We start from the raw sequence: 22178 nt of genomic DNA on the forward strand, positions 1-22178 counted from the left end.
CCATATGACGAATTGCAAGACTATGACCCGCACCCTCGCGCTGACCGCCATGGCGCTCAGCCTGGCTGCGTGCACGACCGTGTTCGAATCCGACAAGGTGGACTACAAGTCGACCAAGAAGGCCGCACCGCTGGACGTCCCGCCCGACCTGACCCAGCTCCAGAAGGACAACCGCTACGCCGTGCCGGATGGCCGCGGCGTTGCCACCGCATCGGGCTTCCAGCAGCAGCGCGATGCCAATGGCACCGCGGCCGCGCCGGTCGGCGTGCCGGCGGCGACCAATGATGCCATCGGCCCGGTTTCGACCGATGCCGTGCGTATCGAGCGCGCCGGTAACGAGCGCTGGCTGGTGGTCAAGCAGACGCCGGAACAGCTGTGGCCGCAGCTGCAGCAGTTCTGGACCGATGCCGGCTTCACGCTGGACATGGAATCGCCGCAGACCGGCGTCATGGAAACCAACTGGAACGAGAACCGCTCCAAGATCCCGCAGGACATCCTGCGCCGGACCATCGGCCGCGTGTTCGATTCTGCCTACTCGACCGGCGAGCGCGACAAGTTCCGCACCCGCCTCGAGCGCCGTCCGGATGGCGCCACCGAGATCTACATCAGCCACCGCGGCGCCGAAGAGGTGCTGACCGGTCCGCAGAAGGAAGTCGCGACCTGGACCGTGCGTCCGAACGATCCGGGCCTGGAAGCCGAATTCCTGGGCCGCCTGGTGGCCAAGCTGAACGGCGTCAAGGTCAAGGAAGCCACCGCTGCCGTCGCCAACGCCACGCCGGAAGCCCAGCACGCCAAGCTGGCAAACGGCAAGGTCACCGTCGACGAAGGCTTCGACCGCGCATGGCGCCGCGTCGGCCTGGCGCTGGACCGCGTCGGCTTCACCGTCGAAGACCGCGACCGCGTGCAGGGCATCTACTTCGTGCGCTATGTCGATCCGGACTCGGCCAAGAAGGATGGCTTCTTCAGCAAGCTGTTCGGTAGCGAAGACAAGAACAAGGAAGCGCAGCGTTACCGCGTGCTGGTCTCGGCCGTGCCGAATGCCACCACCAGCGATATTACCGTGCAGACCAACGACGGCAAGCCGGAAACGACGGCGACCGGCGCCAAGATCCTGCAATTGCTGACGGATGAACTGAAATAACCATGTGAATGGTGATTAAAGAACCGGCCCATCGAGGCCGGTTTTTTTATGGCTGGCGATAATGCGTCCCTTACCCGGCATGTCGCCGTCCATGAAATCGCAGGCGAAAAAAAACCGGCCCGCAGGCCGGTTTTAATGAAGCAACGCTGATTACTTCGATGCCGGAGCGGCAGCAGCCGAAGCGGCGTCAGCAGCAGCCGAAGCAGCCGAAGCAGCAGCCGAAGCAGCCGAAGCAGCAGCGTCAGCAGCGGCCGGCGAAGCAGCGGTGGTGTCGGTGGTGGTTGCCGGAGCAGCGACGGTTGCGTCAGCAGCCGGAGCGGCCGGAGCGGCAGCCGGAGCAGCGGTGGTTTCAGCAGCCGGAGCAGCGGCCGGAGCTTCTTCTTTCTTGCTGCAAGCAGCCAGAGCAACAGCCAGCAGGGAAACGATCAGCAGGGATTTTTTCATGGTTTTTCCTTAATTAATTCAAAAGGTAAGTACTTCTGTTGCGATGAATAATTACCGGTAATTATCGCTCGTCAGGAATTCTCGTAGCTTTCTTAACTTTGGAAAAAGTGCATACGGACAACGGAACCTTCCTAACCCGATATTATAGCCAAATTTACTGATTCGCAACAGAAAACACGTGCCAAACTGGAACTATTGCACCATCTAGCAACGTTCATATTGTTACAAGATGTGACGAAAGTTTTACAGCTTGCGGTACAGCAAAACCTGGTGCCAGCGTGGCCGATTCCCTTCAAAGCCCGGTCACCGTCGGGTGCAGGCCGGGAAGGGATTCGGCCCAGATCACATTGAAGCGTTCACGCGGGAGATCGGCCTGGTCCGGCGCGTCGAAGGCAGCGGCACCGCGCAGGTGATCGCTATGGAAGCGCCGCACCACGTGGAGGGCATCGGCGATGGCGAAGGAATCGGTCAGCTGGCGCAGGCCGCGCGGCGTGACACGGCATTCGATGCGGTGGTTGTAGTCGCGCAGCAGGCGCAGGAAGCGCGGGGCGTTGCGCTCCAGCCAGCCGCTCTCGTGCATCGCCAGGCGCAGCGTGCCGCCGTTGTGCAGAAAGCGGCGCAGTTCGGACTCCGTTTCCGGGGTGCCGAGCGTGAACAGGGCGAAGTCCGGATCGAACAGGTCGAGCGTGCCACGCGCCCGCGCCAGCAGGCTGCGCAGTTCCTGCTGGAACTGCGTGCGGGTGTCGAAGCGCTCGGTCCTGGGTTCGCTCATCGGGAACGGATCAGGCCAGTTCGAGCCAGCCGTCCTGGTACCAGGTGTACAGCGCTTCCAGCACGTCGTCGGACGCCCCGTCGAGCAGGCTGCCGTCCAGGCCGCGCCGGTTGGCCAGCACGTCCAGCACGGCCTTGTCGGCGCGGCCCACGGCAAACGATTCGCCGTTGATGAACACGTGCTTGCCGCGGTACAGCATCAGGGTCTTGGCCGACAGCTTGAGGCCGCGCTTGGCCGCCTGTTCCATGAAACGGCCGACCGTCAGCGGCTTGGCCACCGGCGTGAAGAACACGTTGTGCTTCGGCTCGGACAGGTATTCGCCCAGGAAGATGGCGACGTCTTCCTCGTCCCAGCGCACCTTGTTCAGCTCTTCGGTGATGGTGTCGAGCATGTGGCGCGGGATCTCGGCCGGGTTCTTGGCCGGCTGCAGGCCCGGGTCGGCATAGCGGCCCGGCAGGTCGATCGAATCGGCCATGAACTGCAGGAAGGCTTCGCCCAGTTCCTGGTACGACGGCGAGCGGAAGCCGATCGAATAGGTCATGCATTCGCCCTCGGCCACGCCGTCGTGGGCGTAGTGCGGCGGCAGGTAGAGCATGTCGCCCGGTTCCAGCACGAATTCCTGCTCGGCCTCGAAGTTGGCCAGGATCTTCAGCGGCAGGCCTTCGACCAGGCTCAGGTCCTTCTGCGCGCTGATGCGCCAGCGGCGCTTGCCCTGCGCCTGCAGCAGGAACACGTCGTAGGAATCGAAGTGAGGACCGACGCCGCCGCCGTCGGTGGCGAAGCTGACCATCAGGTCGTCCAGGCGCGCATCCGGGGCGAAGCGGAACTGGCGCAGCAGGGCATCGGCTTTCGGCTCGTGCAGGTTGACCCCTTGCACCAGCATCGTCCATTCGCGCTGCGTGCGCGGCGGCAGCTCGGCCAGCGGGCCGTGCTGCATGTCCCAATTACCGTCGGCACCCTGGGTCACCAGGCGTGATTCGACGTGGTTGAGCTTGGCCAGTTCGGCCAGCTTGTCGAACTTCAGGAGCGGCTTGAAATCAGGTATCGCCTGACGGATCAGGAGCGGTTTCTTGTGCCAGTAGTCGCGCAGGAACTGGGCGGGCGTGATATTGCCGAGGAGCTGTAATTTTTGCATGCGCCATTATAACCAGCCCGCAGTCGGGAATTGCGATACCAAGGTTATAATCGGAACCTTATCCACGAAAGGAAGCGCAATGAAGATTGCCCAGAATACGGTCGTGACGGTCAACTACAAACTGTCGGACGCCCAGAACAACCTGATCGAAGACGGCGCCCAGCCGATGGTGTACCTGCACGGCGGCTACGAGAACACGCTGCCGAAGATCGAAGAGGAACTGGACGGCAAGGACGTGGGCTACGCGTCGACCATCCAGATCGAGCCGGAAGACGCCTTCGGCGACTACGACCCGAACCTGCTGAAGGTCGAAGAGCGCAACCGCCTGCCGGAGCCGATCGAAGTCGGCATGCAGTTCGAAGGCGTGGCCGAAGGTGGCGACGAAGAGCCGGTGATCTTCACCGTGACCGAAGTGGCGGACGACAAGGTCGTGCTGGACGGTAACCACCCGCTGGCCGGCATGGCCCTGCGCTTCGAGCTGTCGGTGATCGACGTCCGCGCCGCTACCGAAGAAGAGATCCAGCACGGCCACGTGCACGGCGCCCATGGCCACCACCATGGCGATGAGCCGGAAGACAGCGACGAAGGCGACCATTTCCGTAGCCAGCCGCTGCAGTAAAGTCGCTCCTGTCGGGTCTCCGTCGCAACGGATACCTGAATATGCAGGGTGGGCTCCCCGGACCCACCCTACGGCGCTTCGACCTTGAACAGGTTCTTGCCGCCCGGATCCACCTCCACCTCGAGCGCCGTCGCGCCGGTGGACAGGTGCCCCACGTTCCCGCGCCATTCGATCGCCGGCTTCGCGCCCTTGGCCGGCGCGGCCGTGTCGACCAGCAGTACCTTGCCCTGGAATTTCTGCGCCAGCGCCAGCACCTGGCGCCGCGTCTCGGCGAAGCCGTCGTTGTCCGGCACTGCACGCCGCAGCAGCGCCCGGAAGCCGGTCGGCTGCGACAGCGCCTTCAAATCGCCTTCGGAAAACAGCACCACCGCTTCCAGCTTGTCGCGCTTGGCGATGGCGAACAGCCGGTTCAGCCAGAAGCGATTGGCCACCAGGCGGTCCTCGTACTCGCTGTTGCGCCCGGCTTCCATGATGTAGTGGTTGTTGTTGGCCGGCAGGTTGACGGTGGCGTACAGCACCTTGCCCATCGACCAGTGGGCGTTTTCCGCATAGCTGCGAAAGCGCGGGCTCATCGACAGCCGCGTCAGCGCCAGCTTGCGCTCGCCGAGCGAGGACGGCTCGCCATAGAACAGCTCGCGCACGCGGTTCAGGCGTTCGATCGCATTGGTGCGGCCGGCGCTGTTGCGGCACTCGGTCCAGTCGCTGCCGGCGGGCAGCACCACCATCGGACGCCTGGCGTCGTCGATCAGCTCGCGCCGCTGCTGGTACAGCTTGTCGCTGCAGGGTTCGCCCGTGGCCTTGATCCCGGTGACGACCACGAAGGCGGTCGATTTGTCGTCGGTCTCGTCGATCGCCTTTTTCAGGCGCTTCTCGCCGCCGTCGTTGAAGCTGTGGCCGATGAGGGCGAAGCGGTGCGTGCCGTCTTCCCTGGTGTCGGCCTTCTTGTCGTCCTTGTCCCTGGGCGCGGCCGCGCAGGCGCCGGCGGCGAGCAGGGTGGCGCACAGCAGGGTACTCAGGCGCAGGCGGACACGCGGCATCGGCATCAGGCGGCAGCCGCCAGGCGCTTCAGCTCGTACAAGCGCTCGAGCGCCTCGCGCGGGGTGAGCGCGTCCGGGTCGATCTGGTCGAGCAGGTCCAGCGCCGCCGACTCCAGCGCTGCGGCCGCCGCGGGTGCCGGCGGTTCCGCCTGCACAGCGTCGTCTGCAGGCGTCTGCGCATCATCGCAAGGCGGCGCTGCAAACAGGTCCAGCTGCGGCGTCGCCGCATCCAGCGCCTGCGATTCCAGCCGCGCCAGGTGCTTGCGCGCGGCGCGGATCACGGTCGGCGGCACGCCGGCCAGCTGCGCCACCTGCAAGCCGTAGCTCTGCGACGCCGGACCGTCCTGCACCGCGTGCAGGAACACGATGCTGTCCTTGTGCTCGACCGCCGACAGGTGCACGTTGACCGCGCTCGGATGCGCCTCCGGCAACTGGGTCAGCTCGAAGTAGTGGGTCGCGAACAGCGTGAAGCTGCGGCTGACGTCGATCAGGTGGCGCGCGATCGCCCACGCCAGCGCCAGGCCGTCGAAGGTCGAGGTGCCGCGCCCGACTTCGTCCATCAGCACCAGCGAACGGTCGGTGGCGCCGTTCAGGATGGTCGCCGATTCGGTCATCTCGACCATGAAGGTGGAGCGGCCGTTGGCCAGGTCGTCGGACGCGCCGATGCGGGTGAAGATGCGGTCGATGGGGCCGATGCTGGCGCTCGTCGCCGGCACGTAGCTGCCGATGTAGGCCAGCAGCGTGATCAGGGCCACCTGGCGCATGAAGGTCGATTTACCGCCCATGTTCGGGCCGGTAATCAAGAGCAGCCTGCGGTCATCAAGCAGGCGGCAATCGTTGGCGATGAAGCGCTCGATCTGGTTCTCCACGACCGGATGGCGGCCCTCGACGATGCTCAGGCAGGGCGCGTCGACCAGCTGCGGCGCGCACCAGTTGCTGCGCTGGGCGTGCGCGGCCAGCGCCACCAGCGTGTCGATCTGGGCGATGCCGGAGGCGATGCGCTGCAGGCAGCCGATGTGCGGCGCCAGGTCGGCCAGCAGCAGGTCGTACAGCAGCTTTTCCCGCGCCAGCGCGCGGTCCTGTGCCGACAGCGCCTTGTCCTCGAAGGCTTTCAGCTCGGGCGTGATGTAGCGCTCGCAGTTCTTGAGCGTCTGGCGGCGCCGGTAATCCTCGGGCACCTTGTCGGCCTGGCCGTTGGTGACCTCGATATAAAAGCCGTGCACGCGGTTGTACTCGACGCGCAGGTTGGCGATGCCGGTACGCGCGCGCTCGCGCGTCTCCAGGTCGACCAGGAACTGGCCGGCGTTCTGCGACAGCGAGCGCAGTTCGTCGAGCTCGGCGTCGAAGCCGGGCGCGAACACGCCGCCGTCGCGCACCATCGCCGCCGGCTCCTCGGCCACGGCACGCACCAGCAGGTCGACGCAGGCTTCCGGCACCGCGATCGCGTCATGGATGGCGCGCAGCAGGGAGGAATCGCCTGGGATGAAGCAGCTCGAGACCAGCTCGCGCAGGGCCGGCAACTGCTTCAGGCCGTCGCGCAGGCAGGACAGGTCGCGCGGGCGCGCACTGAGCAGGGCGACGCGGGTGGTGATGCGCTCGATGTCCGGCACGTGGGCCAGCGTGCTTGATAGGCCCGGCGCCGCTTCGCGCTGGATCAGCGCGGCGATCGCCTCGTGGCGGCTGCGCGCCACCCCTTGATCCCGGCGCGCGTGGTGGATCCAGTGGCGCAGCAGGCGCGAACCCATCGCGGTGCGGCAGCCGTCCAGCAGCGAGAACAGTGTCGGCGACTCGTGGCCGCGGATGGTCTCGGTCAATTCCAGGTTGCGCCGGGTGGCGGCATCCAGGCCGATGAATTCGCTCTCGGATTCGACGGCCACGGTTTTCACGTGCTGCAAACCCTTGCCCTGGGTCGACTGGGCATAGCGCAGCAGCGCGCCGGCCGCACCGAAGGCGGCGCCGAGGCCGTCGCAGCCGAAGCCGGACAGGGTCGCCACGTTCAGCTGGTCGAGCAGGGATTTATGGCCGTGCACGACGTCGAAATGCCACTCCGGCACGCGCTGGGTGTGGCCCATCGGCGCTTCTTCGAAGGTGTCCAGGCTGTCCGCGCGCAGCACTTCGGCCGGCACGATGCGTTCCAGCTCCTGCACCAGGCGTACGGCGGCGGCCCTAGCGTCGCCACTAAATTCCATCAGGCGCAGCTTGCCGCTGGCCAGCGACAGCCAGGCCAGGCCGGTCGTCACCACCTTGCGGCTGGTGACCGTGCACACGGCCAGCAGCGGGCGCTCGGCCTTTTCCGGCAGCAGGTCCGAATCGGTGAGCGTGCCGGGCGTCACCACGCGCACCACCTTGCGCTCGACCGGGCCCTTGGCCAACGCCGGATCGCCGATCTGCTCGCAGATCGCGCACGACTCGCCCAGCTTGACCAGCTTGGCCAGGTAGGGATCCAGCGAGTGAAAGGGCACGCCCGCCATCTTGATCGGATTGCCGCCCGAGCTGCCGCGCGCGGTCAGCGTGATGCCCAGGATGCGGGCGGCCTTCTCGGCGTCCTCGAAGAACAGCTCGTAGAAGTCGCCCATCCGGTAGAAGACGAGCATGCTCGGGTAATCGGCCTTGATGCCCAGGTACTGCTGCATCATCGGGGTGTGCTTTTCGGTCGCGAGGCGTTTGGCCGCGTCGGCATTGATTTCGCGTGGGACGTTCATGGGGTACGGTATGCAAGAGGCCGGGCAGGGCGCCGGCCGAGAGTTGCCATTTTACCGCGTTCGACAAGCGCCGGGAGGGCTGGGCGGTGCGGTTTGGTAACAACGGGTTTCCGGAACGAGGGCGCGCCTTCCCTGTGCGGGAAGGCGCGGCGCGGCGGGTCAGGCCGGAACGGCAAGGAAATCGTCGGGCGTGGCGCTGTGGGGCCGGGCGGGCCGCAGCTGTCCCGGCGCGGCCGCGGCCGCTACCGGTGCGCGCCGCCTGGCCGGATGGGACAGCACGCGCAAGGCGATGGCCAGGTCGACGTGCTGGTGCTCCATCGCCTGCGCCGCCGCCCGCAAGCCATGCGCCCGCAAGGCATCTTCGACATTGTCGGCGGTGGCGCGATCGGTGCGCCGCTCGCCGAGTGCACGTTGCGGCAAGCCCTGGTCATGAATATGCAAGTAGGTCATCGGAATTCTCCGTGGTTGGGTAAAGAAATCCTGTTCCTCTTGTGCTTTTGCTATTTAGTTGACATCAATGAAATAGAAGAGGCCAAGCAATTGTCCGTTGTGACCACGGTGCCCTTTATCCGATGCTGATGAGCCTTGAGAACGCACAAGCCCAGCCCGGCGTGGCGGCTTGATAGTAAGCATATCCGCGCCAATCAGAAGCCGACGATGCCTCTCACCGAAAAATGGAATGTGCGTTCCGTCGCCGCCACGATCGCCTTTTTCGGCGCCGTGTTCCTGTTCTATACGCCGTTCGAAGACCTGCAGACCAACACGATGTGGCCGCGCTACTTCGCGGCCGGGGTCTGCCTGGTGTGCCTGTTGCCGGTCATGCTGGCGCGGCCGATCCGCATCGGCGCGTCGTCGATGTACATCCTGGTGGGGCTGCTCATCATCCTGCTGCACACGATCTTCTTCAAGCAGGTGTCCTTCATCTACCCGATCTTCGTGGGCACCAACATCCTGCTGGCCGTGCTGATCTACGAAGCCAGCAAGCGCTGGCCCAGGGAATTCAATGCCGCTGTCGGCTGGCTGCTGGTGATCAATCTCGCCGCGCTCTACATCCAGATCGCCATGTACTACCTGCTGGGCGGGCCGATCGTCGACCTGCACGAGATGGTGTTCAATTCGCCCAGCCGCGACGCGGTCGATTTCGTCGGCATCAACCGCTTTTCCGGCATCCAGGTGGAGCCGGGCACCTACGCCAACAACATGGCTTTCCTGCTGGCGGTCTACCTGTTCACCTCGGGCTATCGCAAGCGGGTCTACTGGATTTCGATCCTGACCGTGCTGTCGATGCTGCTGACCGGCTCGGCCACCTCGGTCTATTTCACCTGCGTGATGCTGGCGCTGCTGCCGCTGCTGTGGAGCCACCGCATCAAGAAATGGCACGTGCTGGTCTTGTTCCTGTGCATCCTGGCCTTCCTCGGCACCTCGAACATCCTCGACCACCTCGACCAGCGCTTCGCCCACAACGACGACGGCAGCCTGTCGATCTGGAAGACCGGGCTGCACAGTTATCTGAATACCGGGCTGGAGGAAAAGATCATCGGGCTCGGCTACGAGCATCCGCCCTGCGTGAATTGTTATTTCCAGAACATGGGCGTGATCGCCAACCTGCTCAGCGGCGGCGGACTGCTGATGCTGCTGGTGCTGCTGGTGCTGTTCGGCCGGCTGGCCTACTTCAACGGCATCCTGCTCAGCCTGGTCATCTTTGCGATGCCCTTGAATTCACGCATGTATTACTACGAAGCGCCGGTGTGGATGCTGTTCCTGTTTGCCCAGGCCAACCTCAGGCGCCAGCACACGGTGCCGCAGGCGCTGGCCCCGCCGCCGGCGCCGCCGCTGCCGGCAGGCTGACGGCGCCGGCGCCGGCAACGGCAGGGCTAGGACAGCCGCGCATGGTTCAGGATCACCCAGGCCACCGTGATCACGACCATGCCGGTCAGCGTCACGCACGACCAGGTGAAGAACCAGGCCGACACCAGGCCGGCCTGCAAGACTTTTTCGAACAGCACGCCGAGGGCGAAGTCGAAGGCGGTGAGGAAGGACCAGCGGCGCAGGTAGACCGGCAGGTAGCGGCTCATCTTGCGGTTGTGCTGGTGGGCGGCGTGGCGCTCGATGCGGTCGCGCGCGGCGCTGACGTCGCGGAACAGCCAGTCGAAGAACAGGAAGCGGTAGAGCAGGCGCCGGAACGGCATCTCGGGCAGGTGCTCGTCGGTGACGGAGGGCTGCGTATCCTTTTCGAGGGTCATGATCACACCGCTGTCTGATGGAAGCTGAGGGTTGAAAGCCGTGACTGCCCATCCTACGTCATTGGCTGTCTCGAGCGCGCGCGCCCGGTCATCTGTTGCACAGGAAATTGCGCAGCAGCAAGGCGCGGCGATGCAGATGCCATGAAAAACGGGCGCCGCAGCGCCCGTTGGACTCATCTACGCCACCGGCGTTCAGGCTTCGGCCACGCGCTTGGCGATATGCGCCAGCGCTTCGTCCACCTGGTCGATCAGGATCAGCGACAGGTCGCCCGGCTGCAGGCGTGCCAGCGCGCGGTCGATCGCGACGAATTCGCCCTTGATCTCTTCCACGTGGCTGGTGCGCGGCGCACCGGCCAGTCCCTGGCGCAGCAGGGCCACGACTTCGCCCTCCTGGCGGCCGCGCTGGCACTGGTCTTCGTACAACAGCACGTCGTCGAAGGACTTGCCGAGGATGACGGTCTGTTCGCGGATGTCCTGGTCGCGGCGGTCGCCGGCGCCGCTGATCACCACCGAGCGGCGCTGTGCCGGCATCGACTCGACCGCATTCACCAGCGCGGCGATCGCGTCCGGGTTGTGGCCGTAGTCGGCGATCACGGTCGCGCCCTTGTAATCGAACACGTTGAAGCGGCCCGGCGCGTTGTCGCTCTCGCCGACGAAGGTGCGCAGGCCGGCGCGCACCGCGTCCCACGCGATGCCGACCGCCCAGGCCGCGGCCACGGCCGCCATCACGTTCTCGACCTGGAAGCCGACCACGCCGCCGCGGGTGATCGGCACCTCGCTCAGTGCGATGCGTTCTTCCCGCTTGCCTTGCGCGCACACCAGGTCACCGTTGTCGACATAGACGATGCGGCGGCCCTGGGCGCGGTGCTTCTGCATCAGCGGCAGCGAGCAGTCCTGGGCGAAGTAGGTGACGTCGCCGCGGGTGTTCTCGGCCATCGCGGCGACGATCGGGTCGGCCGCGTTCAGCACCGCCATGCCGTTCGGCGCCACGTTCTGCACGATGATGCGCTTCAGCACGGCCAGGTCTTCCAGCGTCGTGATGTAGTTCAGGCCCAGGTGGTCGCCGGCGCCGATGTTGGTCACCACGCCGACCTGGCAGCGATCGAAAGCGAGGCCTTCGCGCAGCATGCCGCCGCGCGCGGTCTCGAACACGGCCGCGTCGACGTCCGGGTGCAGCAGCACGTTGCGCGCGCTGCGCGGACCGCTGCAGTCGCCGCTGTCGATGCGGCGGCCCTGGATATACACGCCGTCGGTATTCGTCATGCCGGTGCGCAGGCCGGAGGCGGCCAGCAGGTGCGCGATCACGCGCACGGTGGTGGTCTTGCCGTTGGTGCCGGTGACGGCCACCACCGGGATGCGGCCGTCGTCGCCCGGCGCGTACAGGGTGTCCATGATCGCTTCGCCGACCGCGCGACCCTTGCCGAAGGACGGCGAGATGTGCATGCGCAGGCCCGGCGCGGCATTCACTTCGACGATGCCGCCGTGCTGGTCCTCGATCGGCTTGTGCACGCTGTCGCACACCAGGTCGACGCCGCAGATGTCGAGACCGACCATGTGCGCAGCGGCGATGGCGCGCGCCGCCACGTCCGGGTGCACGTCGTCGGTGACGTCGGTGGCCGAGCCGCCGGTGGACAGGTTGGCGTTGTTGCGCAGGGTGACGCGCTGGCCCTTGTCGGGCACCGATTCGGCATCGAAGCCCTGCTTGGCGAGCGAGGCGAGGGCGATGTCGTCGAAGCGGATCTTGGTCAGGGCGGTACCGTGGCCGCTGCCGCGGCGCGGGTCGCGGTTGACGATCTCGACCAGCTCGCGCACGCTGTGGCGGCCATCGCCGACCACGTGCGGCGGATCGCGGCGGGCGGCGGCCACCAGCTTGTTGCCGATCACCAGCAGGCGGTAATCGTGGCCCGGCAGGTATTTTTCGACCATGATGTCGTCGCGGAACTCGGACGCGGCGGCAAAGCCGGCATCCAGCTGCGCGCGCGTGGTCACGTTGACGGTCACGCCCTTGCCCTGGTTGCCGTCCTTCGGCTTGATGACCACCGGCAGGCCGACTTCCAGCGCGGCGGCCCAGGCGTCGTCCGGGTCGCGCACGGCGCGGCCGAGCGGCACCGGCACGCCGGCGGCGTCGAGCAGCTTCTTGGTCAGTTCCTTGTCCTGGGCGATGGTCTCGGCGATGGCGCCGGTGGCGTCGATCTCGGCGGCCTGGATGCGGCGCTGGCGGCTGCCCCAGCCGAACTGCACCAGGCTGCCCTCGGTCAGGCGGCGGAACGGAATGCCGCGCGCCACGGCGGCGTGCACGATCGAGCCGGTCGACGGGCCGAGGCGCACGTCCTCGTCCAGTTCGCGCAGCTGGGTGAGGGCGGCTTCGAGGTCGAAGGGCTGGTCGTTGCGCGCGGCGGCGCACAGCTTTTCCGCGAGTTCGAGCGCCAGGCGGCCCACGTCTTCCTCGCTGTACTCGACCACGACCTGGTAGATGCCGCGTTCCAGCGTCGCCGTGGTGCGCGAGAAGGTTACCGGGCAGCCGGCCTGCGCCTGCAGGGCCAGCGCCGCCACTTCGAGTACCTGCGCCAGCGGGATGGTGTCGTCATGGCCCATCGGCTGCAGCGGCCAGATCTCGGGGAACAGGCCGCGCAGGCGGGTCTCGAAACCGGGCAGGGCGCCGATCGATTCTTCGTCAGGGGTGCAGGCGACGATCGCTTCCACCGAAGTGTGATGGCTCCACAGGTTGGGGCCGCGCAGGGCGCGTACGCGTGATACTTCCATAAACCTTCGATCCTTTGTGTGATCCCGCGCCGCCGATGCAAGCTGCATGCATTCGGGCAGCGCGATGCGCCCCGCTCGATGGCGGGACGCTTATCCATTTAACGTCTTACTTCTTTGCGCCAGCCGCATCGAACGTGCGCAGTCCGGCGCAGATCAGGTCGTGCGGCACGTCCAGCGCCCAGCCCGCGGCGGCGGCGGCCAGCACCGCCTCCGGCTGGCCGGCGGTCGCCGGCTTGACCTTGCTCATGCTCAGCAGCGACGTCTCGTTGGCACCGTCGGCCAGCACGATGTGGCCGTCGCGCACGAACACGGCGCGGCCGCCTTCTTCGCGGTGCTGCTGCAGCACGGCATTCGTTTCATCCAGCGCGTAGAACACCACGGCGCCGTCGCTCAGTTCGGCCAGCTTGACCACTTCGGCGTCGGCCGCGTTCAGCACCGCCGCGCCCTGGGACAGCACCACGTCGACCTGGCTGCGCACCACGTTGAACAGCGCATCCTGGTCGCGGATATACAGATCCTCGACGTCGGCGACGTCTCCCATGTCGGTCACGATGCCGACCAGGCAGCGGTCGTAGGGCAGGCCCTCGGTCAGGATGGTGCGCGCATTCGATTCGAACACGGCGGCCTGCACGGTGCGGTTGATCAGCAGGCGCTGGCCGGCGTCGAAGCGGGTGCTGTCGCGGGCATCGACCTGGCGGCGGTCGAGGAACAGGCCGTCGCGGTTGGCGACGCCGGCGTGCTTGCCGGACTGCTGCAGCACAGTCCCAACCAAATGAGCGACCAGGGCGGCATCGCGGGTGCCGGTGACGCCGATCAGCGGAATGCGGCCGGTATGCGTCTCCGATTCGGCATCGGCGAACAGGTGCTCGACGATCGCCTTGCCGACCGCGCGCGGCTGGCCCTGGGCCGGCTTGATGTGGGCCAGCAGGCCCGGGCTGGCATTGACTTCGATGATGGCGCCGCGCTGTTCGTCGAGCGGACGCCCGATGTCTTCGCACACCAGGTCGATGCCGGCGATGTCGAGGCCGACCACGCGCGCGGCCAGCGCCGCCATGTAGGCCACGTCCGGGTGCACCAGGTCGGTGACGTCGTCGGCGACGTTGCCGTTCAGCTGGATCAGCACGCGCTGGCCGTCCTGCGGCACCGAGTCCGGCGTGAGGCCCTGGCGCTGCAGGTCGAGTTTGACTTCGTCGCTCTCGGCCGGCACCACCAGGCTGAGCGGGAATTCCTCGGAATTGCCGCGGCGCGGGTCGATGTTGATCTGGCTGTCGCACAGCTGGGTGACCGTCGACTTGCCGTCACCCACCACCCACAGCGATTCGCCGCGGGCGGCGGCGACGACCTTCTGGCCGACCACCAGCAGGCGGTGTTCGTTGCCGGGAATGAAACGCTCGACCAGCACCGCGCTGGAATCGCCTTCTTCCGACGCGATGGCGTAGGCGGCGTGCACGTCGGCCTCCGTCATCAGGTTCAGCGAAACGCCGCGGCCATGGTTGCCGTCGACCGGCTTGACCGCAACCGGCAGGCCGATGTCCTGGGCTTCTTCCCAGGCGGCGGCGGCGCTGCGCACCAGCGTGCCTTCCGGGACCGGCACGCCGCACGAGGCGAGCAGGGTCTTGGTGAGGTCCTTGTCGCTGGCGATGCTTTCGCCGATGGCGCTGGTGCGGTCGGTTTCCGCGGTCCAGATGCGGCGCTGGGCGGCGCCGTGGCCGAGCTGCACCAGGTTGCCTTCGGTCAGGCGGATCGACGGGATGCGGCGCTCGGTAGCGGCATCGACGATGTGGGCGGTGGACGGCCCCAGGCACCAGCGGTCGACCAGGTCGGTCAGTTCGTCGACCGTGGCTTTCAGGTCGAACGGGGTGTCGTTGATGGCGGCCATGATCAGCGCGTGGCCGGCCTGCAGGGCGGCGCGTCCGACCACCTCGTCGCGGGTGCGGAAGGCCATCTTGTAGATGCCGCGGTCGGCGGTGGAGCGGGTCTTGCCGAAACCGGTCTTCATGCCGGCCAGGTTCTGCAGCTCGAGGACGATGTGTTCGAGGATGTGGCCGGGCCAGGTGCCGTCGCGCAGGCGCTCCAGGAAGCCGCCGCGCTCGCCGACGCCGCAGCGGTGCTCGATCAGGCCGGGCAGCCAGGTGGTCAGGCGTTCATACAGGCCGGGCAGGGTGTTCGAGGGATAATCTTCGAGTTCGCCGATGTCGAGCCAGGCTTCGATGACGGGGCGGTAAGTCCAGATGTTGGGTCCACGCAGATGCGTTACTCGAAGAATGTCGATGTCTTTCTTTTTAGTCATGAAGAATATCTTGCCTTGCATTCGTACGCTGGTCCGACCCAATTTTACGCAGCGCACATGTTGTATACTTGCCGAAACGAAGCTTACCGTGCCGTACCGATTTCTGCCAGTCTCGCCCCTTCGCTAGAATACCGTAACTACACCAGCGCTCCGCTACACACACGCTTGTCAACCGTAGCGCCGGTCCCGGCGTTCACCGTATGACGGTGCCGGCAGCGGCTCGATTCCCAACAACCGGCATAGCCAAGGAAACCTCGCCTTCACCGGCGGTACTACATGACGAATCAACAACTTGTTCCTTCCGTTCCGCTGGCGATCGCCGCCAGTTTCCTGCCCGAGCACTGGCAGGCGGACGTCGAGAAAAAGCTTGCGCAAGGGGAAAACGTTTTAAGCAGCGTTGAGGTTGACCTCGATGCGAAATTACGTTTTACAAAAGGATTACTGGTTGTAACCGACCGGCGCCTGCTGACCCGCGCGCCCGGCGACAGCGACTGGCGCGACTGGCCTTACCGCGCCGGCATGCACCTGCGCCACCACGACCACGCCGGCGTCGGCCACCTGGAACTGGTCGACGAGCATGGCCTGCTGGCCGCCTGGCGCTTCACGCTCGGCCAGAACCTGCAAGCCATCCGCGTGGTCGATGCCTTCACCGACCAGGTGGAAAGCCATGTCACCGGCCTTGCCATCCAGCCGCCCGAGCAGCATACCTGCCCCAGCTGCAAGGCGCCGCTCGAAGCGGACCAGGAAGATTGCCCGATCTGCACCAAGGTGCTGCACACGCCGCCGTCCACCTGGACCCTGTTCCGCCTGTGGCGCTTTGCACGTCCTTACAAAGGTCAACTGGCCCTCGGATTCTTGCTTATGTTGGCAAGTACCGGCGCGCATTTGATTCCACCCTACCTGACCATGCCGCTGATGGACAACGTGCTGATCCCGTATCAGAACGGCAAGAGCATCGATACGCGGCTGGTTTACCTGTACATGGGCGGCTTGTTCGGCTCGGCGATCCTGGCCTGGGCGCTCGGTTGGGGCCGCACCTACATCCTGGCCCTGGTCTCGGAGCGGATGGGCGCCGACATGCGTTCGGAAACCTACGAACACCTGCTGCGCCTGTCGCTGGAGTTCTTCGGCGGCAAGCGCACCGGCGACCTGATGAGCCGCATCGGCAGCGGCTCCGACCGCATCTGCGTGTTCCTGTCGCTGCACCTCCTGGATTTCCTGTCCGACGTCCTGATGATCATCATGACCGGCGCCATCCTGTTCAGCATCAACGCCAAGCTGGCCCTGATCACGCTGGTGCCGCTGCCCTTCATCGCGTGGATGATCCACGTCGTGCGCGACAAGCTGCGCACCGGTTTCGAGAAGATCGACCGCGTCTGGGGCGAAGTCACCAACGTGCTGGCCGACACCATCCCCGGTATCCGCGTGGTGAAGGCCTTTGCCCAGGAAAAGCGCGAGGCGGTCCGCTTCCGCGACGCGAACAAGCACAACCTGGCCGTCAACGACAAATTGAACAGGGTGTGGTCGCTGTTCTCGCCGACGGTGTCGCTGCTGACCGAACTGGGCCTCCTGATCATCTGGTGCTTCGGCATCTGGCAGGTCAGCAAGGGCGAGATCACGGTCGGCGTGCTGTCGGCCTTCATCGCCTACAGCGGCCGCTTCTACGTGCGCCTGGATTCCATGAGCCGCATCGTGTCGGTGACGCAGAAGTCGGCCTCGGCCGCCAAGCGCATTTTCGACATCCTCGACCACGTGTCGAGCGTGCCGGACCCGGTCAACCCGGTGAAGCTGGACAAGGTGGCCGGCAACATCGAACTGCGCGAAGTCGGCTTCCGCTACGGCAACCGCGCGGTCAACCGCGGCATTTCGCTGAACATCAAGGCCGGCGAGATGGTCGGCCTGGTCGGCCATTCGGGTTCCGGCAAGTCGACGCTGGTCAACCTGATCTGCCGCTTCTACGACGTGGCCGAAGGCGCGATCCTGCTCGACGGCAAGGACATCCGCTCGTTTGCGGTGGCCGACTACCGCCGCCACATCGGCCTGGTGCTGCAGGAGCCTTTCCTGTTCTTCGGCACGATCGCCGAGAACATCGCCTACGGCAAGCCGGACGCGACGCGCGAAGAGATCATCGCCTCGGCCAGGGCCGCGCACGCCCACGAATTCATCCTGCGCCTGCCGCAGGGCTACGATTCGATGGTCGGCGAGCGCGGCCAGGGCCTGTCCGGCGGCGAGCGCCAGCGCATCTCGATCGCGCGCGCCCTGCTGATCGATCCGCCGATCCTGATCCTCGACGAAGCGACTTCCTCGGTCGACTCGGAAACCGAGAAGGAAATCCAGAAGGCGCTGGACAACCTGGTGCAGGGCCGCACCACCATCGCGATCGCGCACCGCCTGTCGACGCTGCACCGCGCCGACCGCCTGGTGGTGCTGGACCGCGGCGTGGTGGTGGAAGAGGGCAGCCACGACCAGCTGATGGCAACCGAAGGCGCTTATTACCGCCTGTACGAAGCGCAGGCGCGCAACGTCGACCAGGATCCGGACGACGACGGCAGCAAGGAAGACTGATATGACGACGCAACTGCAAACCCAGCAACTCAAGCTGCACTTTCAACTCCGCCGCGACGCCTTCGGCAAGCTGGTGCTGACCAATCCCGATGGCGAGGAATTCGTCGGCGTGACGCCGGTGCGCGCCTTTCCGGTCCAGGCGCCCACGCGCGGCATCTCGCTGGTGCGCGACGGCGGCAAGGAAGTCGGCTGGATCGAGGACCTGGCCGACGTGCCGGCCGAGATCGCCGCGCTGGTGACCGAGGAACTGGACGGGCGCGAGTTCATGCCCGAGATCCTCTCCATCAAGAGCGTGTCGAGCTTCGCCACGCCGTGCACCTGGACCGTCAGCACCGACCGCGGCGACACCGAGTTCGTGCTGAAGGGCGAGGAAGACATCCGCCGCCTGGGCACCTACTCGCTGCTGATCGCGGACAGCCACGGCATCCACTTCCTGATCCGCGACATGTTCGGGATCGACAAGGGCAGCCGCAAGATCCTCGACCGCTTCCTGTAAGCGTCAATCCCTCAGTTGTTCTGCCAGAAGCCCGCGTGCGCAACCCGGGCTTCTTCCTCGCGCAGCGGCCCGATGACCTCCGTCGGCCGCTGGCCCGCCGCGAACACCTGGCGGCAGGGCAGCGACAGCGTCGGGTTTTCCGGATCGCTGCCGGTCAGTTCCAATAAACTCTTTTCCGACATCCCGTACACCACGCGGCCGACGCCGCTCCAGTAGGTGCCGCCGGCGCACATGGCGCAGGGTTCGGCGTTGCTGTACAGCGTGGCACCGGCCAGTTGCTGCGGGCTGAAGCGCTGCGAGGCTTGCCGCAGGGCGTTCATTTCGGCGTGGGCGGTGCGGTCCGCGCTGGAGGCGTTCATGGCTTCGGCGATGATGGTGCCGTCGGCGCCGGCCACGATGGCGGCGAAGGGGTGGTGGCCTTCGTCGCGCGAGCGTTGGGCGAGGGCGAATACCTGCGTGAGGAAGTGCTGGTCCTGAGTCGTGGGAGTAGACATCGATGATCCTTATGAGATGAATCGTCGCCCCTGCGCAGGCAGGGGCCCAAGTTCGCAGGTACGCCGAAAACTTGGGTCCCTGCCTGCGCAGGGACGACGGATCAAGCGCAAGCGCATATATATCTATTACTTCGGAATCGACCCCTCCACCCCCTGCACGTAGAAATTCATCCCGTGCACATCCTTGTCCGCCATCTGCGCACCGGCCGCGACCCGCACCGCGCCCGACTGGTCCTTGACCGGACCCTGGAAGGGCTTGAGCTTGCCGGACATGATGTCGGCCTTCTTCTGCTCGAACAGCTTGGCGACGTCGGCCGGAATCGCGGCGTTCAGCGGCGACATCCTGACCATGCCTTCATTCAGGCCGCCGCGCACTTCGCCGGTCTTCCAGGTGCCGGCCATGACGGCCTGCGCGGTCTTGGTATAAAAGTCGCCCCAGTAGTTGGTGCTGGCGGTCAGGTGGGCCTTGGGCGCGAAGCGGGCCATGTCGGAATCCCAGCCGAAGGCGAACTTGCCCTTTTCCTGGGCCACCTGCAGCGTGGCCGGCGAGTCGGTGTTCTGGGTCAGCACGTCGGCGCCCTGGGCGATCAGGGTCTCGGCGGCCTGGCGCTCCTTGGCCGGGTCGTACCAGCTGTTGATCCACACGACCTTGGTCTTGATCTTCGGGTTCACGCTCTGCGCGCCCAGCGTGTAGGCGTTGATGTTGCGCAGGACTTCCGGCACCGCGAACGAGCCGACGAAGCCGATCGTGCCGCTCTTGCTCATCTTGGCGGCGATCACGCCCTGCAGGTAGGTGCCTTCGTACTGGCGCGATTCGTACACGCCCATGTTCTTCGAGGTCTTGAAGCCGGTAGCGTGCTCGAAGACGACGCTGGGGAAGGCCTTGGCGACCTTCTCGGTCGGGTTCATGAAGCCGAACGAGGTGGTGAAGATCAGCTTGTTGCCGTCGGCGGCCAGCTTGCGGATCACGCGCTCGGCGTCCGCGCCTTCCGGCACGTTCTCGACGTAGGTCGTCTTGACTTTGCCGGCCATCGACTTTTCCAGCGCCAGGCGGCCCTGCTCGTGGGCATAGGTCCAGCCGGCGTCGCCGACCGGGCCGACGTAGACGAAGGCGACCTTCAGCGGGTCGGCGGCGTGCGCGGGCAGGCCGGCGGTGACGGACAGGGCGGCGGCGGCGGCCAGGGCGAACAGCGTGCGACGATTCATGGTGTTCCTCTTTCAGGTGTGAAGGTGGGGAGACGACTATGGGCGCTCGAAAGTGGCTCAGAAGTGGTATTCGGCACGCACCATCGGCGTCCTGGCGGTGGCGCCGGGCACGGTCTTCGACGGGTTGCCGAACTTGTTCTTCCAGTACTGGTATTCGATGCCCAGCTTGAAGGTGTTCTTGGCCGCGCCGACGGCCGGGCTCAGGTCGTACATCAGCTGCATGTCGACGTTGATCTCGACCGCGGTCGGGCCGCCGAATTCGTTCCGGCCCTTGGTGCCGATGTAATTGGCATAGCCTTCGAAGGAGAGCGGGATGCCGAAGTCGAAGGGGATGCCCCAGGCCGCGCTCAGCATCGCGTGGGTGTCGTAGGTGTAGCGCGAGGTCGAGGTCTGGGTGAAGCCGTTGAAGGGCGCATTGCTCTCGCGCAGGGCGTACAGGCCGACGTCGAGGAAGCCCGGCACGTCGAACATCAGGGTCGGACCGACCACCAGCATGCGCTTCTTGGAGTTGTAGCCGGCGTCGGTCTTGCTGTTGACGTCGAAGCCGAAGGTCGCGCCGACGCCGCGCACCGGACCGAAAGCCAGGTTGGCGCCGGTCACCTTGCCCAGGTCGACGGTGTTGCGGTACACCGCATACGCCTCGTGCGCGCCGCTGTCCGCGCCCACCGCCGACGGGTCGTTCTCGTCCGACAGCAGGAAGTCGACGCTGAAGAAGTTCTTGCCGTACTTGTAGCCGCTGACGTGGCTGAAGTTGACGACGTGCTTGCTGATGTCGTCGTTGTTGTAGGGCTCGGCAAACTTGGTGCCGTAGCGGTAGCTGAGCGAGGTGTCGCTCCAGTCGGCGGCGTGGGCGGCGACGGCGCCGGTGGCGAGCAGGGCGGCCAGGGCGGTGTGGGCAAACAGGTGAGGCTTCATGCAAGTCCCTTTCAGATTGGTGTAATAGATATAGTTGTCGAGACACGAAACACGGCGGTATTCGATCGCATGCAATCCGGGTGCAGCTTGCATGCAATCTTCAGCTTGTCTGGTTAGCAAATAGCGGGCCAGACCGCAGAGCTCGACATACGCGGCGCGCCTGCACTCTGGCGGCTTGCGCTGCATCGTCTCCTGCATTGCTGCGGCGCACCACCAACGCCCGCCGCATGCCCTGCATTCGCCGCCAGGCGCGCTGTCGTGGTGCAAGTGCATCCAATCGGACGCCAGGTTGTATCCAATCGGCGCAAGGACGTCCCGCCTCAGCAGCCGGCCAGGGCTTCGGCCAGGTTGACCTTGCGTTCCGGCGCATCCAGCTGCAGGCGCGCTTCGATCTCGAGCAGGTGATGCTCGATCAGCGCCACCGCCTGCTCGGCCTTGCCCTGTTCGATCAGCGCCAGCAGGTCGCCGTGCTCGTCGTTGCCGCACATCGGCGCGCCCGGTGTTTCATACAGGGCGATGATCAGCGAGCAGCGCGACACCAGCTCGCCCATGAAACGCTGCAGCACCGCGTTGCCCGACAGTTCCGCCAGCAGCAGGTGGAATTCGCCGCCCAGGCGGATCCAGCCGGCGCGGTCGCCGCTGTGGCGCGCCTGTTCTTCCGCTTCCAGCGCGGCGCGAATCGCGCGCAGCGAGGCCGGGGTGGCGTTCGCAACCACCAGCGGCACGATCTCGCGTTCCAGCGCACGCCGCGCGGCGAACACGTCGCGCGCTTCCCTGGGAGAGGGCGAGGCCACCACGGCGCCGCGGTTGGGCCGCAGTTCGATGATGTGGTCGTGCGCGAGGCGCTGCAGGGCCTTGCGCACCGTGGTGCGGCTGACCTGGTACAGCTCGCAGAAATCGGCTTCGCCCAGGCGGGTGCCGGGCGGCAGGCGGTGGCTCATCACGGCGCTGACCACGGCGCGGTAGATGCGCAGGTCGATGGCGGTGATGCCGCGCTTGGCCGGGGCGGCTACCGGCGCCGATGCGGGCGTGGATGCGGGCGTGGATGCGGGCGCGGCCGGCTGGCGTCCGCCTTGTGGGCGTGGCGCAGCGGTGTGTCGTGTCATGGTCGATCTCCGGGTGTCGCGGCAGGGGTTCCGCCGCTCGTCCCGGGGATGTAGCAGGAATCGTGCTCAGGTTTGACAATCGGAAAAGAGTGTCTGTGCGCAATATTGGCGCGTGGATGCCCGTTCCTGGTGAGATTGTCGACTCGGGCTGGTGCGTTTTGTATACAAGATTCGGCGCCGAGTGGATGCAAATCACTGTGAATGGGCGTCCATGGCACGGACCTTGCAATGCTTGCATGTCGAGTCCACC

At 65.9% G+C, this 22178-nt stretch carries 18 protein-coding genes; 5 read left to right on the forward strand and 13 right to left on the reverse strand.

Translation table 11 applies throughout. The annotated features are described in order from the left end of the window. The first annotated feature begins 22 nt into the window (after positions 1-22). The gene (gene bamC / locus FBX97_RS14980; RefSeq protein WP_255517473.1) at positions 23-1141 is read left to right on the forward strand and encodes an outer membrane protein assembly factor BamC; all 1119 of its coding nucleotides are present in this window, start codon (positions 23-25) and stop codon (positions 1139-1141) included. Between the two features lie 150 nt (positions 1142-1291). On the opposite strand, the gene FBX97_RS14985 is transcribed toward bamC, so the two are convergent. From FBX97_RS14985 to FBX97_RS14995, 3 genes are all read right to left on the reverse strand, one after another. Next, positions 1292-1585 carry a hypothetical protein gene (locus FBX97_RS14985; protein WP_141832914.1) on the reverse strand — a complete coding sequence of 98 codons (294 nt, stop codon included), beginning with the start codon at positions 1583-1585 and terminating at the stop codon, positions 1292-1294. A gap of 292 nt (positions 1586-1877) precedes the next feature. Beyond that, entirely contained in the window at positions 1878-2357 is a 480-nt protein-coding gene (locus tag FBX97_RS14990; protein ID WP_141832915.1) for a hypothetical protein, read from the reverse strand. A 10-nt stretch (positions 2358-2367) separates the two neighbouring features. Beyond that, on the reverse strand, positions 2368-3492 hold the full coding sequence (locus tag FBX97_RS14995; RefSeq protein ID WP_141832916.1) for a cupin domain-containing protein: 1125 nt from the start codon (positions 3490-3492) through the stop codon (positions 2368-2370). A gap of 79 nt (positions 3493-3571) precedes the next feature. On the opposite strand from FBX97_RS14995, the gene FBX97_RS15000 reads away from it, so the two are divergent. Next, a complete protein-coding gene (locus tag FBX97_RS15000; protein ID WP_141832917.1) occupies positions 3572-4111 on the forward strand; it encodes a peptidylprolyl isomerase in 540 nt (179 codons plus the stop codon). Positions 4112-4179: 68 nt separating this feature from the next. On the opposite strand, the gene FBX97_RS15005 is transcribed toward FBX97_RS15000, so the two are convergent. The 3 genes from FBX97_RS15005 to FBX97_RS15015 all read right to left on the reverse strand — a co-directional run bounded on the left by FBX97_RS15005 (position 4180) and on the right by FBX97_RS15015 (position 8300). After that, a complete protein-coding gene (locus FBX97_RS15005; RefSeq protein WP_370457247.1) occupies positions 4180-5154 on the reverse strand; it encodes a hypothetical protein in 975 nt (324 codons plus the stop codon). Then, on the reverse strand, positions 5154-7850 hold the full coding sequence (gene mutS / locus FBX97_RS15010) for a DNA mismatch repair protein MutS (protein ID WP_141832918.1): 2697 nt from the start codon (positions 7848-7850) through the stop codon (positions 5154-5156). Before mutS ends, FBX97_RS15005 begins: the two co-directional genes overlap by 1 nt. Positions 7851-8009: 159 nt before the next feature. Further along, complete coding sequence (locus FBX97_RS15015; RefSeq protein WP_141832919.1) at positions 8010-8300, reverse strand: hypothetical protein; 291 nt, start codon at positions 8298-8300, stop codon at positions 8010-8012. Positions 8301-8507: 207 nt separating this feature from the next. On the opposite strand from FBX97_RS15015, the gene FBX97_RS15020 reads away from it, so the two are divergent. Beyond that, positions 8508-9698: a hypothetical protein gene (locus tag FBX97_RS15020; RefSeq protein WP_141832920.1), complete on the forward strand. Its 1191-nt coding sequence runs from the start codon at positions 8508-8510 to the stop codon at positions 9696-9698. Between the two features lie 26 nt (positions 9699-9724). On the opposite strand, the gene FBX97_RS15025 is transcribed toward FBX97_RS15020, so the two are convergent. The 3 genes from FBX97_RS15025 to cphA (FBX97_RS15035) form a co-directional block, all read right to left on the reverse strand. Continuing rightward, positions 9725-10093: a hypothetical protein gene (locus FBX97_RS15025; protein WP_141832921.1), complete on the reverse strand. Its 369-nt coding sequence runs from the start codon at positions 10091-10093 to the stop codon at positions 9725-9727. A 192-nt stretch (positions 10094-10285) separates the two neighbouring features. Beyond that, the gene (gene cphA, locus FBX97_RS15030) at positions 10286-12856 is read right to left on the reverse strand and encodes a cyanophycin synthetase (protein WP_141832922.1); all 2571 of its coding nucleotides are present in this window, start codon (positions 12854-12856) and stop codon (positions 10286-10288) included. 106 nt (positions 12857-12962) lie between these two features. Continuing rightward, on the reverse strand, positions 12963-15146 hold the full coding sequence (cphA, locus tag FBX97_RS15035; protein ID WP_141832924.1) for a cyanophycin synthetase: 2184 nt from the start codon (positions 15144-15146) through the stop codon (positions 12963-12965). Positions 15147-15422: 276 nt separating this feature from the next. Here cphA (FBX97_RS15035) and FBX97_RS15040 point away from each other — a divergent pair, with 276 nt between their 5' ends. Both FBX97_RS15040 and FBX97_RS15045 read left to right on the forward strand, forming a co-directional pair. Further along, positions 15423-17711 (forward strand): ABC transporter ATP-binding protein, encoded by a 2289-nt coding sequence (locus FBX97_RS15040; RefSeq protein WP_141832926.1) that lies wholly within the window; start codon positions 15423-15425, stop codon positions 17709-17711. Position 17712: 1 nt separating this feature from the next. After that, positions 17713-18207, forward strand: a complete 495-nt coding sequence (locus FBX97_RS15045) for a DUF1854 domain-containing protein (RefSeq protein ID WP_141832928.1) — start codon at positions 17713-17715, stop codon at positions 18205-18207. 11 nt (positions 18208-18218) lie between these two features. On the opposite strand, the gene FBX97_RS15050 is transcribed toward FBX97_RS15045, so the two are convergent. The 4 genes from FBX97_RS15050 to FBX97_RS15065 form a co-directional block, all read right to left on the reverse strand. Then, positions 18219-18701 carry a nucleoside deaminase gene (locus FBX97_RS15050; protein ID WP_141832930.1) on the reverse strand — a complete coding sequence of 161 codons (483 nt, stop codon included), beginning with the start codon at positions 18699-18701 and terminating at the stop codon, positions 18219-18221. A gap of 126 nt (positions 18702-18827) precedes the next feature. Beyond that, on the reverse strand, positions 18828-19907 hold the full coding sequence (locus tag FBX97_RS15055) for a BMP family ABC transporter substrate-binding protein (protein ID WP_141832932.1): 1080 nt from the start codon (positions 19905-19907) through the stop codon (positions 18828-18830). 57 nt (positions 19908-19964) lie between these two features. Further along, complete coding sequence (locus FBX97_RS15060; protein ID WP_141832933.1) at positions 19965-20822, reverse strand: outer envelope protein; 858 nt, start codon at positions 20820-20822, stop codon at positions 19965-19967. A 320-nt stretch (positions 20823-21142) separates the two neighbouring features. Next, positions 21143-21928 carry a GntR family transcriptional regulator gene (locus FBX97_RS15065; RefSeq protein WP_141832935.1) on the reverse strand — a complete coding sequence of 262 codons (786 nt, stop codon included), beginning with the start codon at positions 21926-21928 and terminating at the stop codon, positions 21143-21145. Between the last annotated feature and the right edge of the window lie 250 nt (positions 21929-22178).

The organism is Herbaspirillum sp. SJZ107 (assembly GCF_006715485.1).
Taxonomy (GTDB): domain Bacteria; phylum Pseudomonadota; class Gammaproteobacteria; order Burkholderiales; family Burkholderiaceae_D; genus Telluria.